We start from the raw sequence: 13,552 nt of genomic DNA, 5'->3' as shown, positions 1-13,552 counted from the left end.
GGTTGGCCCCCCACCGGCCAGGAAGTCTTTGGAGGCTCTATGGTAATGTAGAGTTTTATAAGGGGCAAGTCGGCTTTTGACTCTTGTTACAAGTTCAAGATAAATTGCAGCTTATAATAACAAAATAATACACCGGTTAAAGCGGTGATCATCGTGTTACTTGCAGTTATCAAAGTCAAAATATCTCCTATATTTCTGGACTGTTAGAGAGGTGATTAGGAAACATCTTAACCAGACGAATTTACGCATCGCTTTGCGTTGGCAGTGCAAATATTGAACCTGAGCCTGCACGGGCTCGCAATTGGGGTCGGACTACGTTAGGTGTATGATTTCATGAAGTAATGTTGCTAAAAAGTGGTCGTTTTAGCTTTTAAGGCTATTTGGGGTGGCGAAAAGGTACCTTTAAGGAAAGTGTTTGTATTAAAAACCCTTTAGTGTGGTCAGTTTGGGGTCGGGCCGCGATAATTCATTGATATAGTGGTAAAATACTGAATCGCATATTGCGTAAGTAGCTGGTATTACAAGACCGCATAGTAGATTCTGGCCCCCAACTGGCCAATATCGGAATCAGCTGGGAATAACCGTCAAACCATTAAAAAGAGTTTATTAAAAAATGAATGCTGTTAAAATCCCATATGATAAATTAAGCAAGGAAGCATTGCAGGGTGTTATTGAAGAATTTGTAACCCGTGATGGTACTGATTACGGCGAAGTTCAAATCCCACTTGGGACTAAAATTACCCAAGTGTTAAAACAACTTAAATCTAAAGATGCCTTTATTGTCTTTGATCAACATTCTGAAACCTGTACTATTCTTCTCAAGGATGATCAGATTTTAGACTCTATTGATTCATGAAAATGGCCCAACAAAAACATTCTGCGGACGAGCCGCAGATGTTCACGTTATGTGAAAACGATGGAGATCATTACGTTTGACAACGACCTGTTAGGTCTTCGACCTTTTGCAGACCGACTTCAGAGATTCATTGAGGTTGAACATCAGTTTGTTGACGGCAGCCTTGTTATTGCTCTAAGTTCAAAGTTTGGATCAGGAAAAACAACTTTCTTCCAAATGTGGAAAGCCGATCTTGATAGTCGTGCGAAAGATCCAATCACGCCTTTGGTGATCTCGCTGAATGCTTGGGAAAGCGACTACTACGGCGACCCACTTTTCGCCATAATCTCTGGACTTATAGATCGAGTCCGAGAGGACGGTGACTCTGCCGACTCGATTGTCGATGCTGCTAAAGACATTGGTTGGTTTGCGACCGCGATCGGCGGGCAAATAGTCAAGAAGGTGACCGGGATAGACGCCGTTTCTGCGGGTGCTCTTGCGGAGGGAAAGAAGGCCAAGAGAGTTGCCACTGCACAACTTCCAAAGGACACGTTTTCAGTGTACGAAAGCAGGAAGAACGCGATGGACAATCTGAAGAAGGCTGTTCAGAAATTTGTCACATCCTCTGAGCCAAAAGTGCTCTTTCTCGTCGATGAGTTGGATAGATGTAGACCAGATTACGCCATAGCATACCTTGAGACGATTAAGCACATTTTCGACGTCCAAGGCGCCGTGTTCATCCTTGCTGCTGACAGACAGCACCTAGAAAACTCAGCGCGGACAGCATTCGGTCCCGATTTAGATTTCGAAGAGTACTATCGGAAATTTGTCCATCGAGAAATCTCGCTCCCGCTAATCTCAAAGGCCGGCTATGCAAAACTGGCTACAACGTACGTAGATGACTATCTCCAGCGTGATGGGCTACGAAATTGTTTCATGAGCCTCGATTCGTATAGCGTGGAATACATCTCAGAACTAGTGGGCGCCTTGAAGCTGACTCCTCGCCAAATCCAAGAAATGTTCCGAATTCTTGGGCACGTCTTTGAAACATCGGAAGATAAACGAGGACGCTTAAAGTGGTGCCTTGCTGTGGGATCGGTTGCCATGGCAGCTTTCAAGGTTGGCAATCCAAGAGTCTTCGATCTCTTGGGCAATCAAGAATTCGAACCTCTAGAAGCCCTTGACTTCTTAACCAACTTGCTTGAAGGCAGCCGCAGTCACTGGTGGTTTATGCTTTTTCTGACCGGCGGAGGCCTAAAGATGGGCAAAGAAGAGAAGGAAACGGATGTACTAACACAGGTTGGTCTGAGCGAAGAAGAAACAGAAGCTGGACACCTCAGCCATTTGGGACAATGGTACGAAGGATGGGGGCATTCCTCAAACAGACGATTTACACAGATTCATGAGAAGATCGAGCAGATCCTGCAATGGAACTAAAGTAGCCAACAATTTGGTGCTCTTGACCGGGAATCCATTCGCGATCGATCTCGGCAGGAGAGCATGGGGTTATAAGTCAATATCTCTCCTAATATGGTTGACAGACGTAACATGCTGATATCATAACACCCAGGCTTTTGTGTTAACCGTTAGATTTTGTGGTTGACAGACTCTCAAATTCTTACGTGTGTTACACCATACAATCTATCGATCAAGATGTGCGCAAAAAAGTGCGAAAGTGGTATCTGATAATAAAGCAAATACAAGGGAGCAATATCATGGCAATGACAAACATGACGCCAGAAGACGCTATTAACTTTTGGCTCGAAGAATAAGGGGGTAATAAAGTGTCTGCAGCTAATTTCCTTTGTGACAGGCATTCACATATACCCGAAAGAATCCCATTTTAACGTACCGACCGTGCATGATGAAAAGAAAGGTTATGTTCTGTGTCTTTTCACTTGTCAGGAGTTTTCAATAAATTTCAAGTTATGAGGATTGTGCCTTTGCCCCTGAACAGCCTCACTGAGTGTGGATAGCAGGGTGAGATCATCGGGTGTGAGTTCCATATTCAGTGCACCGATATTGTCCTGCAGATGGCTCCGCCGTTTCATACCTGGAATAGGTAGGATGTCCGCCCCTTGGCTGATCAGCCAGGCAAGTGCGACCTGGGCTGCTGTGCCGTTTTTTGCCTGCGCCATTATTTCCAAGGCCTCAACCAAGGCGCGGTTTTTCGCCAGATTCCCTTCAGCAAAACGGGGCATTTCTCGCCGATAGTCCCCTTCGGCAAGCTCTGCACGAGACTTCACCTTGCCGGTTAGCAAACCCCGACCGAGGGGGGAAAAGGCCACAAGGGTCGTGCCAAGTTCGCGACAGACCGGAAGCACTGTACTTTCCGGATCTCTTGTAAACAAGCTGTATTCTGACTGGAGGGCCGCTATGGGATGGACGTCCGAAGCCCGGCGAAGTGTTTGGGCTGAAACTTCAGAAAGGCCGAGAAATCGAACCTTCCCTTCACTGACAAGATCTGCCATGGCGCCGACTGTGTCCTCAATTGCCACCCGTTTGTCGCGTCGATGCAAGTAGTAGAGATCAATCACTTCCGTGCCAAGCCGCCGCAAACTGGCTTCGCAGGCGATCTTTACTCGTTCCGGGCGACCATCAACGCTTACCTGCCCATGCTCATCTCCGACGAAACCAAACTTAGTCGCTAAAAAAACATCCTGCCGATGGCCAGCCAGGGCCCTACCCAACAGAGTTTCATTGTGGCCATCACCATACACATCCGCGGTATCAAAATGGCGGAGGCCGATAGCCAACGCTGCCTCGATCGTGGCGATGGATTCCTTTTCATCCGCTGGTCCATAGGCGTCCGACATGCCCCAGCAACCTAGACCTATAGAGGGGGTGCAGAGTCCTGCAGGCAGCTGGCTGATTTCCATAATATTTTCCTTGGAGGTTTGGGGGTGACTATGCTCTTCTCAGCCTCAGATTACCTTTTCGCAGCCGTTTTTTCAATCTTAAGGTCACGACACAACGGTAGGCCGATTTGGTATGTGCCTCAATTTGAAACATGTAATATTAAGGCAGAATAAATAGTTTGTGAGTTACCAATAGATTGACGTGGTAGTACTCTTCTCTGTGGCAGGTTTACACCGGAAGGAACCAGAATCTCTAAAGGAGCGAGTAGAATTTTTTATCCCGGAAAGCGCCGCCGACTCATATCTCAAAAGTCCATATAGCTATATTCGATCTGAACAGCAGTCAGAGTCAAAAATCGCTCCTATCGAATTTGACTGGTTAGTCTTACAAAACATGCATCCAGAGAAAGTCTCGCGCACAATCTGCCGTCAGAGAGTTGTGTGGGAGACAAAATCTTGGTTCTCGTAATTCGAACCAGACTTTTTTATCTCATTTTGTGTGGGGGGAGAAAAGAACAAGGCACCTAACGAAAATCGCTAGATGCCTTTATATAATGGTGGGCGAGGCGGGATTCGAACCCGCGACCTTCGGCTTCGGAGGCCGACACTCTATCCAGCTGAGCTACCCGCCCTTGGGGAAGACTGCAATTGTGAAATAAGTTACCCTCTTTTAAACGAAAATGGCTAAACAATCGACAAGAAAATGAATGATATTCTGCTTTTCATTCTTTTTCGCTGCTCTTTTTTTCGAGATACCTCTCCCATTCCAGCGGCAACATACTTTTTTTCAGATTATTGCACGCCTTACAGCTGGGGACGAGGTTATCTTTTGTGGATCGACCGCCTCTGGCCAGGGGAACCAGATGATCCATGGTTATATCACTGAAGGCGACTTTTACGCCGCAGTAGTGGCATAATCCGGGGGCTGTCTTCTGCTGCCACCAGCGGGTTTTCCGCAAGTCCCTGGCTTTACCGCGCTCGGCACGAATTTCTGCGTCATCGGGTGCATCGAAATCAAAAAAATCTCTCGCCACTACACCAATTCTCCCCGCAGCAGATGCCGGATCTCACCGATAAGGTAGAGAGATCCGCCAATTACAATCAGATCTCCATCTTCGGCGGCCTCCTGTGCCGCACGAAGCGCTGCATCGACATTTTTAACACATTGGGCTTTGTTTTTCTGTTCTGCATCGAGGATAGAATAAATATGCTCCGGAGTGGCGGCTCTTTCGCCGTATGGTTGCGTGAGGATCAGCGTACTCACAAGGGGGGCAATCAAACCGAGGGTCGTGCGCAGATCCTTATCATTCATTGCACCCCAGACCCCGACAAGTCTTCCATATCTGAAATTTTCCCCCAGAGTTTTCGCCAGATTTCTGACACCGTCAGTATTGTGCGCCCCATCAAGAAGATAACGGACGAACTTCGGGCGATTTCCCGTTTCAGCAGGGGCTGCATTGCTGACATATTCCTGTTCAAAATATTCCATTCGGCCCGGCCATTTAACCTGAGCGAGCCCCTCGCTTATCTGCTGACCGCTGACTTTGAAACCATGATCCTGCAAGAGTTGCAGTGCGGCAAGACAAAGTGAGTCATTTTCCGGCTGGACAAGGCTCGAGCGACTGCAGCGCAATCCGTCGATCTTCTTACTGCCCAGTCTTCTTCCTCCTGTCCAGGTCCATGTTTTATCAGGATGAACCGTGTAGTCAAAATCTTGACCAAGCGACAATACCTGAGCATTCACCGCTTTCCCGGCTTCTTCAATGACCGGAGCCACCTCCGGATGAATGGCCCCCGACACCACGGGAACTCCAGGTTTGATAATCCCGGCCTTTTCCCCGGCTATTGCCGTGAGGCTGTCGCCAAGATACGCCTCATGGTCCATACTGACGCTGGTGATAATTGATACCAGAGGAGTTACCACATTGGTCGCATCGAGTCGTCCCCCCATCCCGGTCTCCAGCACAACCAGATCAACATTGGACTGAGCAAACCACAGCAGGCCAAGGGCGGTAGTGAACTCAAAATAGGTAATCTGTTCGTCGCCGAGAACCTGGCATATCCTGGTGCCGAGTTCGGCAAAAGCCTGCTCGCTGATGTACTCACCCCCGATCCTGAATCTTTCCCGTACACTGCTGAGATGGGGCGACGTGTACACGCCAATACGATATCCGGCCCGGCCAAGTACCTCGGAGAGAGCGGCACAGACCGATCCTTTCCCGTTTGTTCCGGCGACATGGATAAATTTCAGGCGGCTTTCCGGTTGATCCACTTTTGCCAGAAAGGACTGCATCGCCTCAAGGCCCAGTTTTATTTTATGCATCTGCAGGGCGTCAAGATGCGCCAGTACTTCATCGTAGGTCATAATTGTCTAATATGAGAATGAGGGTGAGTTGATGTCAAAGAATTGTCAGTTTTGCGTAGTCCAGATGGAGCGTTTTCAGGCCATGTCGGTCAAAATGAATATCAAGCGATCGCGATTTCGACAATTTAGTGACTGTGCCGTCGCCAAAAAATGGGTGTTTCACTCTACACCCCATAGAAAAATCTGTCATTTCCAACTTTTTCACCTGTGACTTTTTCTTGCCTGCCGGCGCCGAAAAAGCAGTTGACTGAAAGTTGAATGAAGCACCAGACTCCCCGTACTGTTCGTTGATATGCTCAAAGAGTCCACCGCTCAGCTCGGTCAAAAAAGGCGACATGCCCACTCGGCGGAATTGGCGATCCGGGGTCATCATTTGCCGCGGATAGGTCAGATAGAGATACTTTTTGGCCCTTGTCGCCGCAACATACAGCAACCTGCGCTCTTCTTCCCACTGCTCGCCAAAGGTGGCCGAAGCATGGGGGAAACGACCATCCGCCACCCCGATAATAAATACTGCTTCAAACTCGAGGCCTTTGGAGGAGTGGATTGTCGATAAAATAAGCCGGTCGGCTCCCCGTCCATCCCGGCTGCTCTCTTCAGGGGGATCAAGGGTCGTGTCATCAATAAAACTCTGCAGATCCTCGTAGCCGCCCATGATGCTTTTAAGCTGGTCCAGATCTTTCTGTCGTTTAGGAAAATCGTCACTGTACAGCCTCTCAAATACAGGCTGGTAATAATCCAGGGCGATCTCAAAAAGCGCCGCGGGAGATGCATTACCGCCATGCAGCTCCACAAAAAGCCGTACCAGCCTTGCATAGGAGTCTTTCCACGTCTTTCCCGGCACATAGGATTTCAAGGCCTCGAGCGCGTCGCTCGCCCCGGCGATGTTTGCCGATATTTTCTGGGCGGTTGCCGGCCCCACCTTCTCCAGCTGCAGCAGAATCCTGTTCCAGGAGAGCGTGTCCTGCGGGTTGACCAGCACCCGGAGAAAGGCAATCATATCTTTCATATGGGCCGACTCGGTCAGCTTCAGCCCTCCCCTCTTTTCATATTCCAGGTTGTCTGAGCCAAGTTCCAGTTCCAGTTTATAGGAGTGAAAACTGGAGCGAAACAAAACCGCGATATCCGACAACTCGACGCCTTTTCTCAGGAGTTGCTGGATCGTTCGGACGATAAACGCCGCCTCGTCACGCTCATCCCTGGCGGCGAAGACCATCGGCCGGAGATCGCCTTCAATGCTGGTAAAAAGCGTTTTGGTATATTTTTCCGCCGCATTCCTGATAATATCATTGGTGAGGGAGAGTATCGGCTGGGTCGAACGATAATTCTCCTCTAATTTTATTATCTTCGCTCCAGCAAAGACCTTGGGGAAGCGCATGATATTGTAGAAGTCAGCCCCTCGAAACGAATAGATCGACTGGGAATCATCGCCGACAACCATGACATTGTCGTGGGTATGCGCGGCCAGCCGGATAATGTCGGCCTGGATAAGGTTGGTATCCTGATATTCATCAACCATAATATAGGCAAATCTCTCCGATACGGCCTGCTGTACTTCCGGCGCCTCGACCAGCAGTCGTTTCCAGTTGACCAGCAAATCGTCATAATCCATCAGACCGTGGTCAAACTTGAACTGGTGATATGCTTTGGCCAGGGCGAGAATATCCTCAAGATGATCGGACAGATGGGCGTATTGATCCTGCACCAGCCCCTCAAGGTCGATTGACCGGTTAACGGAGCCGCTGATCATATTGATGACGGCACGCTTGGAGGGGAAGCGTTTGTCGAGCTTGCCAAGCCCAAGAGAAGATTTCAGCAGGTTGACGATCCCTTCGGCGTCGGCACGGTCGATAATGGAAAAAGACGACCCGTAGCCGATGTGAGAACCATATCGTCTCAGCAGCATATTGGCGATCCCGTGAAAGGTTCCCCCGACAACCCTGCTGCAGTTTTCGTTCAACAGCCGGCCAGCTCGCCACAGCATCTCCTGGCTGGCTTTTCTGGTAAAGGTAAGAAGCAGGATAGCTTCGGGCGGAACACCACTCTCTACCAGGTGGGCAACCCGATACACCAGCGTTCGTGTTTTACCGCTTCCGGCTCCGGCAATCACCAGTACCGGACCTGCCGTTGTTGTTACCGCGAGATACTGGGATTCGTTCAGTTCCTGCCGATTTACGACCGCAGAAACGGCTTCGGAAGTTGGAGAAAATGTATCATTTTTCATGGCCGCTACTGTAACACAGGCCATTTCCCGGTGCAACGTCGGTTGACAAAATTGGTTGCACTGTTGTATTATTGCCCGGCAATTCCTGTAAAGAATAATTCTTCGTCATCTCGATCAGAGAAATCTTTAATTACAATACCTATGACAACCGACACGATAAAAGCTGTACTGACACCAGAGAGTTTAGCGACAATTTTCCCAAAAGAAAGGACCAATGATTTTTTTGAGGCGCTTTTCGGTGATGCCGCCGAAGGCGCGTATGACATCGAACTGGCCTACCGGGAATGTGATGGCAGCACGCTCATTATGGAGCTGCTCCTGCACGAACGGCCAAATTGCTGTCTGGCCTGCAATCTTACCCAGGGACTTCCGCAGGTTTTCTCCCGTCATCCGGTTATCAATATCACCGGGGTCGTCCGCGAGCTTGATGCATTGCTTGGCGACACGTATACTTGCGGCGACTGGAGTCTTGGCTATACCGAGCAACACACCAGTTCCCTGCACGCGATTCCTATCAAAATCGCGATAAGTAAGAACTGACATCTTTTACCGTCCAACATTCAGGATGGAAAACAAAAAAAGGCCGACTTTTTCAAGTCGGCCTTTTTTTTCCATCCTGTAAGACTGTAAATCTATTCCACAGCAACCCGTGATCGACCTTCAGCCTTGGCATGATAGAGAATATCGTCGGTGCGCTCCAGCCACTGCCTCATGGACTCTTCCTGCTTAAGCTGGGTAAGACCAATTGAGACGCCAAGTTTGGTTGTCTCATTTGCCCAGATGTTCAGCTTATCCACGGCGACACATAATCTTTCTGCCAAAATTCTGCCACTTTTCAGATCGGTATTATCAAGGATGAGCAGAAACTCGTCGCCCCCCATACGGACCAAGAGATCAGTTGATCGAACGGCCCGTTTGAGAACGTCAGCGACGACCTTCAACACCTCATCGCCTGCCTGATGACCGAGATTGTCATTAATTTCCTTAAACTTATCCAGATCCATCGAAATCATCGACAAAGCATGATGATGCCTCTTGGCACTGTCTATCATGCCGTAGATGCGATCTTCAAAAACCCGTCTGTTAGACAGCCCGGTGAGTTGATCATTGCTTGCCCGCTCGAAAAGGTCCTCGTACTCCAGCCCGCGCCGCAGACATTCTGCCAATATCTCAAAAGAATGGTTGATCAGATCTATTTCCTGAGGCGACAGCTTGTGGCCTTTCTTCAGAATCAGCAGGATCCCGGCGTCATCCGCCGTTTCAAAAACCCATTTATAGGCATACCGGCCATTTTTATTGGTGAAAGATCCGTTGAGCGGTGATTTATTGTCAATGAGCTGCTCAGCAAAGTTAATGGCTTTTCGTCTGTTGGGCCCGTGTCCGGAGCAAAAGAGATGCCGTTTTTTTCGACTGCTGTTGTTGTAACCGATAAGTTCATGTTCAACCAGTGGCATCAACCAGACTGAATAGGCTTCTATCATTCCAGTCAGACTGAGCACGCCTGCCATTCTTGCATGCAGCTTATTTATGAGATCGAGTCGCTCAGACTGTTTTTTGACATAGTCAAGCTCAACCATTACTTTTTCCAACTCTACCTGCTGCAGGTCCGGCCTGGAAAATTGAGCTTCTTTGGTGGTGAAAGTCATGATCGAAGTTCCTCAGTATTGTACGTTATCAAAAGATTTTTTGTTACTCAGTATTGTTATCGGCTACCCGCCAAAAAATCTTTACCTCTCTTTTTGTTATTTTTTCTAAAGCATGAAACATGCCACAACTAAATATTCTGCCCCTGCGCGCTCTCACACAAACCGCAAGATAATAATATTATTAATTTATTTCTATGCGTGCGAGGTAAATTATTTTTTTCACTGCCTCCTTCCAATCGCTGCTTCACGCCGCGCATTATTTCTGTCATAAAATTGACACCAGATATCCGGGAAAAATACTTTGACAATTCCAGCCGCTGAAAGTAATGCTCAAACCAGCGACAAGCTGATCCCTCAAGAACAAATGCCAACACCGGAATACATATGTCCCCTCCCTCTCTGGAACAGAAAATAGGTCAACTTTTTATCCTGGGTTTTACCGGTGACAAAATCACTTCCGACCATCCCCTTGTCGAAGACATAGAGAAAAGAAATCTTGGCGGAGTGATTCTTTTTGATCGTTTCCTGGCCGCCGCACAAGACACCAATAATATTATCGATGCCGACCAACTCAAGAAGCTCACCGCATCCCTGCAAAACCTGGCAGCCGACACCCTGCTTATTGCCGTAGACCAGGAAGGCGGCCAGGTCAATCGCTTCAAAAAAGAGCGAGGCTTCCCGGTTACTCCATCGGCGATGGAACTGGGCCAGTGCCCTGATCTGGAAGCGACTGTTGCAAGCGCCCGGCAAACGGCCCGGATGCTGGCTGATGTTGGCGTTAACCTGAATTTCGCCCCGGTGGTCGATCTCAATGTCCACCCGGAAAATCCAATCATCGGCAGATACGGCCGCAGTTTTTCCGCCGATCCCGCCACCGTCACCGCCCATGCCGGGGCCTGGGTCAGCGAACACCGGCGCCAGGGAGTGCTCTCCTGCCTGAAACACTTTCCAGGTCACGGCAGCTCCCGTACCGACTCACATCTCGGTTTTGCAGATGTCACCGGAACCTGGCAGGAAATTGAACTGCTGCCGTATCAGCAGCTGATACAGGGCGGTCTGGCAGACGCAATCATGCTCGGCCATCTCTATAACAGAAAATTTGACACGCACTTTCCGGCCAGTCTGTCCCGGGCCACTATCCAGGCCCTCGTCCGGCAGAAACTGCATTTCACCGGTGTTATCGTCTCCGATGATATGCAGATGAAAGCAATCACGGCTCACTATGGAATTGAGGATGCCTGTTGCAAGGCACTTGCCGCCGGTGTCGATCTTATAGTTATCGGCAACAATCTTGTTCATGACCCAAAGATCCTGCCAAAAGTGATGGAGACTATCATGCAGGGGCTGGACGAAGGGATAATTACGGAGGAGCGGGTGGAAGAAGCCTGGAAGCGAATCCGGAACTACAAACAATCAATCAAGAAAGATAATGGACAACAATAACAGCACGACCCATTCCCTTATGCTCGGCTATCTGCTCTGGATTTTTGGTTTTCTCGGAGCACACCGTTTCTACTATGGAAAACAGATCAGCGGCACAATCTATTTTTTTACCCTGGGATTATTTTTCATCGGCTGGATCGTTGATCTTTTTCTCATCCCGGGGATGAACAGGGACGCGGATATTCGCTATCGCCCCGGCCAGATAGATTATAACCTCGCCTGGCTGCTCCTTGTTTTTCTCGGGATTTTCGGGATCCACAGGATGTATATGGGCAAATGGATAACCGGCTTGATATATCTCTGCACCGGCGGGCTGTTTGCCTTTGGTTATCTCTACGACCTGTGGACACTCAACGATCAGATCAGTCTGCAGAACGGCGCGGAATACCGCGGCTGATTACAGGATCCCCCCGGGCGGGCTCGATTGCCTGCTCCGGGCGGCAGTTCCAAGAAATCGTCCGACCACATGGGACAATTCCCTCATGGAGATCGGCTTCATGCAGTACTCTTTTATGCCTGCCGCCACGGCGGCATCCTTTGACACTTGATCCGAATAGCCGGTAAAGAGGACAATAGGCATATCCGGGCGTATCCCTTTGACCCGTTCACTCAGCTCCAGTCCGGTCAGTCCGGGCATAGTCAAATCGGTAATAATCATGTCAAAGTCATCGGGTGAACTGGAAAAAAGCTCCAGCGCTTCCAGCGGTGAAGTCCTGCCGACGATCTCATAGCCAAGACTCTGCAAAATCTCTCCGGTAACCTGGACCACCTGCTCCTCATCGTCTACCAGCATGATCCTGCCGGACCCACCCTGCAGATCGCCTAGGGAGACGACCTGCTCGACCCCGGTCTCCCGCTGGGCGATGGGCAAACGAACCCTGAAGACAGTCCCCTTGCCAATCTCACTTTCCACCTCAATATGCCCGCCCTGACGGCTGATGATACCGTGGACCATGGCCAGTCCCATGCCGGTCCCGCTGGTCTTTTCTTTGGTGGAGAAATACGGTTCAAAAATTCTATCGAGCAATTCCTCTTCAATGCCGTCACCGGTATCCGCAACACTTAGCTCCAGCCATTCTTTATTGCCCACTTTTGGCAGTACTTTATCGAGTTTCACGGTGAGCACCCCATGTCTGCCCACCATGGCATGGGCAGCGTTGGTGCACAGATTGATGAGAACCTGATGAATCTGGACGGGATCAATGAGTACCCGGCCGCACCGTTCATCCACTTCCTCATTGATCACGATGGTACTGGGCAGGGTGACCCGCATAAGCTTCATCACCTCTTTGATAATAGGATGCATATATTGCAGCATCGCTTTCTTTTCTGTGCTTCGTGAAAAAGTCAGGACTTGCTCGACAAGAGACTTTGCCCGTTTCGAAGCCTTGAGGATTTGCTCCAGATATTCATAGACGGCCTTGTCGCTGAAGCCGTCCTGCTGCAGTTTCAACCGAATGATCTCCGTATACCCCATAATCGGTGTGAGTACGTTATTGAAGTCATGGGCGACACCGCCGGCCAGAGTACCGATAGCTTCCATTTTCTGGGTGTGCCGCAGCTGTCTTTCCAGTCGGTATTGTTCGGTCACATTCTGGGCGATGACGATTACTCCGGAAACTTCGCCATTTCTGCTCTTGACCGGGGAAGCCGTAATATCGAAAACCGTCTCATCGCCATCTCTGCCGAAAATTCCGATACGCTGGGTGCTCGATTCAATTTTACCGCTCTGTATGCTCTTTGGGAAGGCGCATACCGCACACTTTTCCGTACGGGCACAAAATATTTCATGACAGGATTTACCGATGGCATCAGGGTATTTTTCATGCATCGTCCTGTTGATATATTGCGCCTTCATATTGTGATCGAAAAGGATGAGTATCCCGCTGAATCCTTCAAAAATGGCCTTTTTCTGCGCTTCACTTTCAAAGAGCGCATCGTAAACAGATTGCTTGTTCTCACTAGAATCCACGGTATTTCCTTTCATTTTCACTATTTTTTTTGATGTAGTAGCGGGTATTGCTTCGCTTTTGCAGGCACTCTGCTCGATTGTATCATCAGAGATAGATTTATTCAAAAGAGTATTTCCTGAAAGACGTCCAGAATCATCTTACAGGTCTTTTTCTTGACACAGGCCAGCCCATTCATTATTACTTTGCAGCAAAACACTTCATTACAGTG

General features: G+C 49.1%; 11 protein-coding genes and 1 tRNA gene. 5 read left to right on the top strand and 7 right to left on the bottom strand.

Translation table 11 applies throughout. From position 1 onward, the window contains the following. Positions 1 to 613: 613 nt before the first annotated feature. Together FCL47_RS14910 and FCL47_RS14905 are read left to right on the top strand one after the other, a co-directional pair. Positions 614 to 856, top strand: coding sequence for a YheU family protein (locus FCL47_RS14910; RefSeq protein WP_136814311.1), 243 nt, complete (start codon positions 614 to 616; stop codon positions 854 to 856). A gap of 60 nt (positions 857 to 916) precedes the next feature. Then, the gene (locus FCL47_RS14905) at positions 917 to 2,272 is read left to right on the top strand and encodes a P-loop NTPase fold protein (protein ID WP_136814310.1); all 1,356 of its coding nucleotides are present in this window, start codon (positions 917 to 919) and stop codon (positions 2,270 to 2,272) included. A 464-nt stretch (positions 2,273 to 2,736) separates the two neighbouring features. On the opposite strand, the gene FCL47_RS14900 is transcribed toward FCL47_RS14905, so the two are convergent. The 5 genes from FCL47_RS14900 to FCL47_RS14880 all read right to left on the bottom strand — a co-directional run bounded on the left by FCL47_RS14900 (position 2,737) and on the right by FCL47_RS14880 (position 8,282). Beyond that, positions 2,737 to 3,714, bottom strand: coding sequence for an aldo/keto reductase (locus FCL47_RS14900; RefSeq protein ID WP_136814309.1), 978 nt, complete (start codon positions 3,712 to 3,714; stop codon positions 2,737 to 2,739). A 534-nt stretch (positions 3,715 to 4,248) separates the two neighbouring features. Then, positions 4,249 to 4,325: transfer RNA gene (locus tag FCL47_RS14895), tRNA-Arg, on the bottom strand. Positions 4,326 to 4,415: 90 nt separating this feature from the next. Continuing rightward, positions 4,416 to 4,727, bottom strand: a complete 312-nt coding sequence (locus FCL47_RS14890; protein WP_136814308.1) for an HNH endonuclease — start codon at positions 4,725 to 4,727, stop codon at positions 4,416 to 4,418. Continuing rightward, positions 4,727 to 6,058 carry a folylpolyglutamate synthase/dihydrofolate synthase family protein gene (locus tag FCL47_RS14885; RefSeq protein ID WP_136814307.1) on the bottom strand — a complete coding sequence of 444 codons (1,332 nt, stop codon included), beginning with the start codon at positions 6,056 to 6,058 and terminating at the stop codon, positions 4,727 to 4,729. Before FCL47_RS14885 ends, FCL47_RS14890 begins: the two co-directional genes overlap by 1 nt. A 34-nt stretch (positions 6,059 to 6,092) precedes the next feature. Beyond that, positions 6,093 to 8,282, bottom strand: a complete 2,190-nt coding sequence (locus FCL47_RS14880; RefSeq protein WP_136814306.1) for an ATP-dependent helicase — start codon at positions 8,280 to 8,282, stop codon at positions 6,093 to 6,095. A 141-nt stretch (positions 8,283 to 8,423) separates the two neighbouring features. Here FCL47_RS14880 and FCL47_RS14875 point away from each other — a divergent pair, with 141 nt between their 5' ends. Then, positions 8,424 to 8,822, top strand: coding sequence for a pancreas/duodenum homeobox protein 1 (locus FCL47_RS14875; protein WP_136814305.1), 399 nt, complete (start codon positions 8,424 to 8,426; stop codon positions 8,820 to 8,822). 92 nt (positions 8,823 to 8,914) lie between these two features. Here the strand turns inward: FCL47_RS14875 and FCL47_RS14870 are convergent, their stop codons facing one another. Next, positions 8,915 to 9,928: a GGDEF domain-containing protein gene (locus FCL47_RS14870; protein ID WP_136814304.1), complete on the bottom strand. Its 1,014-nt coding sequence runs from the start codon at positions 9,926 to 9,928 to the stop codon at positions 8,915 to 8,917. Positions 9,929 to 10,312: 384 nt separating this feature from the next. Here FCL47_RS14870 and FCL47_RS14865 point away from each other — a divergent pair, with 384 nt between their 5' ends. Together FCL47_RS14865 and FCL47_RS14860 are read left to right on the top strand one after the other, a co-directional pair. After that, positions 10,313 to 11,371 (top strand): glycoside hydrolase family 3 protein, encoded by a 1,059-nt coding sequence (locus FCL47_RS14865; protein WP_136814303.1) that lies wholly within the window; start codon positions 10,313 to 10,315, stop codon positions 11,369 to 11,371. Beyond that, positions 11,358 to 11,768 carry a TM2 domain-containing protein gene (locus FCL47_RS14860; RefSeq protein WP_136814302.1) on the top strand — a complete coding sequence of 137 codons (411 nt, stop codon included), beginning with the start codon at positions 11,358 to 11,360 and terminating at the stop codon, positions 11,766 to 11,768. The genes FCL47_RS14865 and FCL47_RS14860 overlap by 14 nt, the downstream gene beginning before the upstream one ends. On the opposite strand, the gene FCL47_RS14855 is transcribed toward FCL47_RS14860, so the two are convergent. Further along, a complete protein-coding gene (locus tag FCL47_RS14855) occupies positions 11,769 to 13,343 on the bottom strand; it encodes an ATP-binding protein (protein WP_167496506.1) in 1,575 nt (524 codons plus the stop codon). Positions 13,344 to 13,552 lie beyond the last annotated feature (209 nt).

Origin of the sequence: Desulfopila sp. IMCC35006 (assembly GCF_005116645.1) — a bacterium.
Lineage (GTDB): Bacteria > Desulfobacterota > Desulfobulbia > Desulfobulbales > Desulfocapsaceae > Desulforhopalus_A.
This window is presented reverse-complemented; position numbering and strand designations above follow the sequence as displayed.

Coding starts and splice junctions, on each gene's coding strand:
- FCL47_RS14900 (WP_136814309.1), bottom strand. CDS start 3,714: ATGGAAATCAGCCAGCTGCCTGCAGGACTCTGCACCCCCTCTATAGGT.
- FCL47_RS14870 (WP_136814304.1), bottom strand. CDS start 9,928: ATGACTTTCACCACCAAAGAAGCTCAATTTTCCAGGCCGGACCTGCAG.
- FCL47_RS14865 (WP_136814303.1), top strand. CDS start 10,313: ATGTCCCCTCCCTCTCTGGAACAGAAAATAGGTCAACTTTTTATCCTG.
- FCL47_RS14910 (WP_136814311.1), top strand. CDS start 614: ATGAATGCTGTTAAAATCCCATATGATAAATTAAGCAAGGAAGCATTG.
- FCL47_RS14875 (WP_136814305.1), top strand. CDS start 8,424: ATGACAACCGACACGATAAAAGCTGTACTGACACCAGAGAGTTTAGCG.
- FCL47_RS14860 (WP_136814302.1), top strand. CDS start 11,358: ATGGACAACAATAACAGCACGACCCATTCCCTTATGCTCGGCTATCTG.
- FCL47_RS14880 (WP_136814306.1), bottom strand. CDS start 8,282: ATGAAAAATGATACATTTTCTCCAACTTCCGAAGCCGTTTCTGCGGTC.
- FCL47_RS14905 (WP_136814310.1), top strand. CDS start 917: ATGGAGATCATTACGTTTGACAACGACCTGTTAGGTCTTCGACCTTTT.
- FCL47_RS14885 (WP_136814307.1), bottom strand. CDS start 6,058: ATGACCTACGATGAAGTACTGGCGCATCTTGACGCCCTGCAGATGCAT.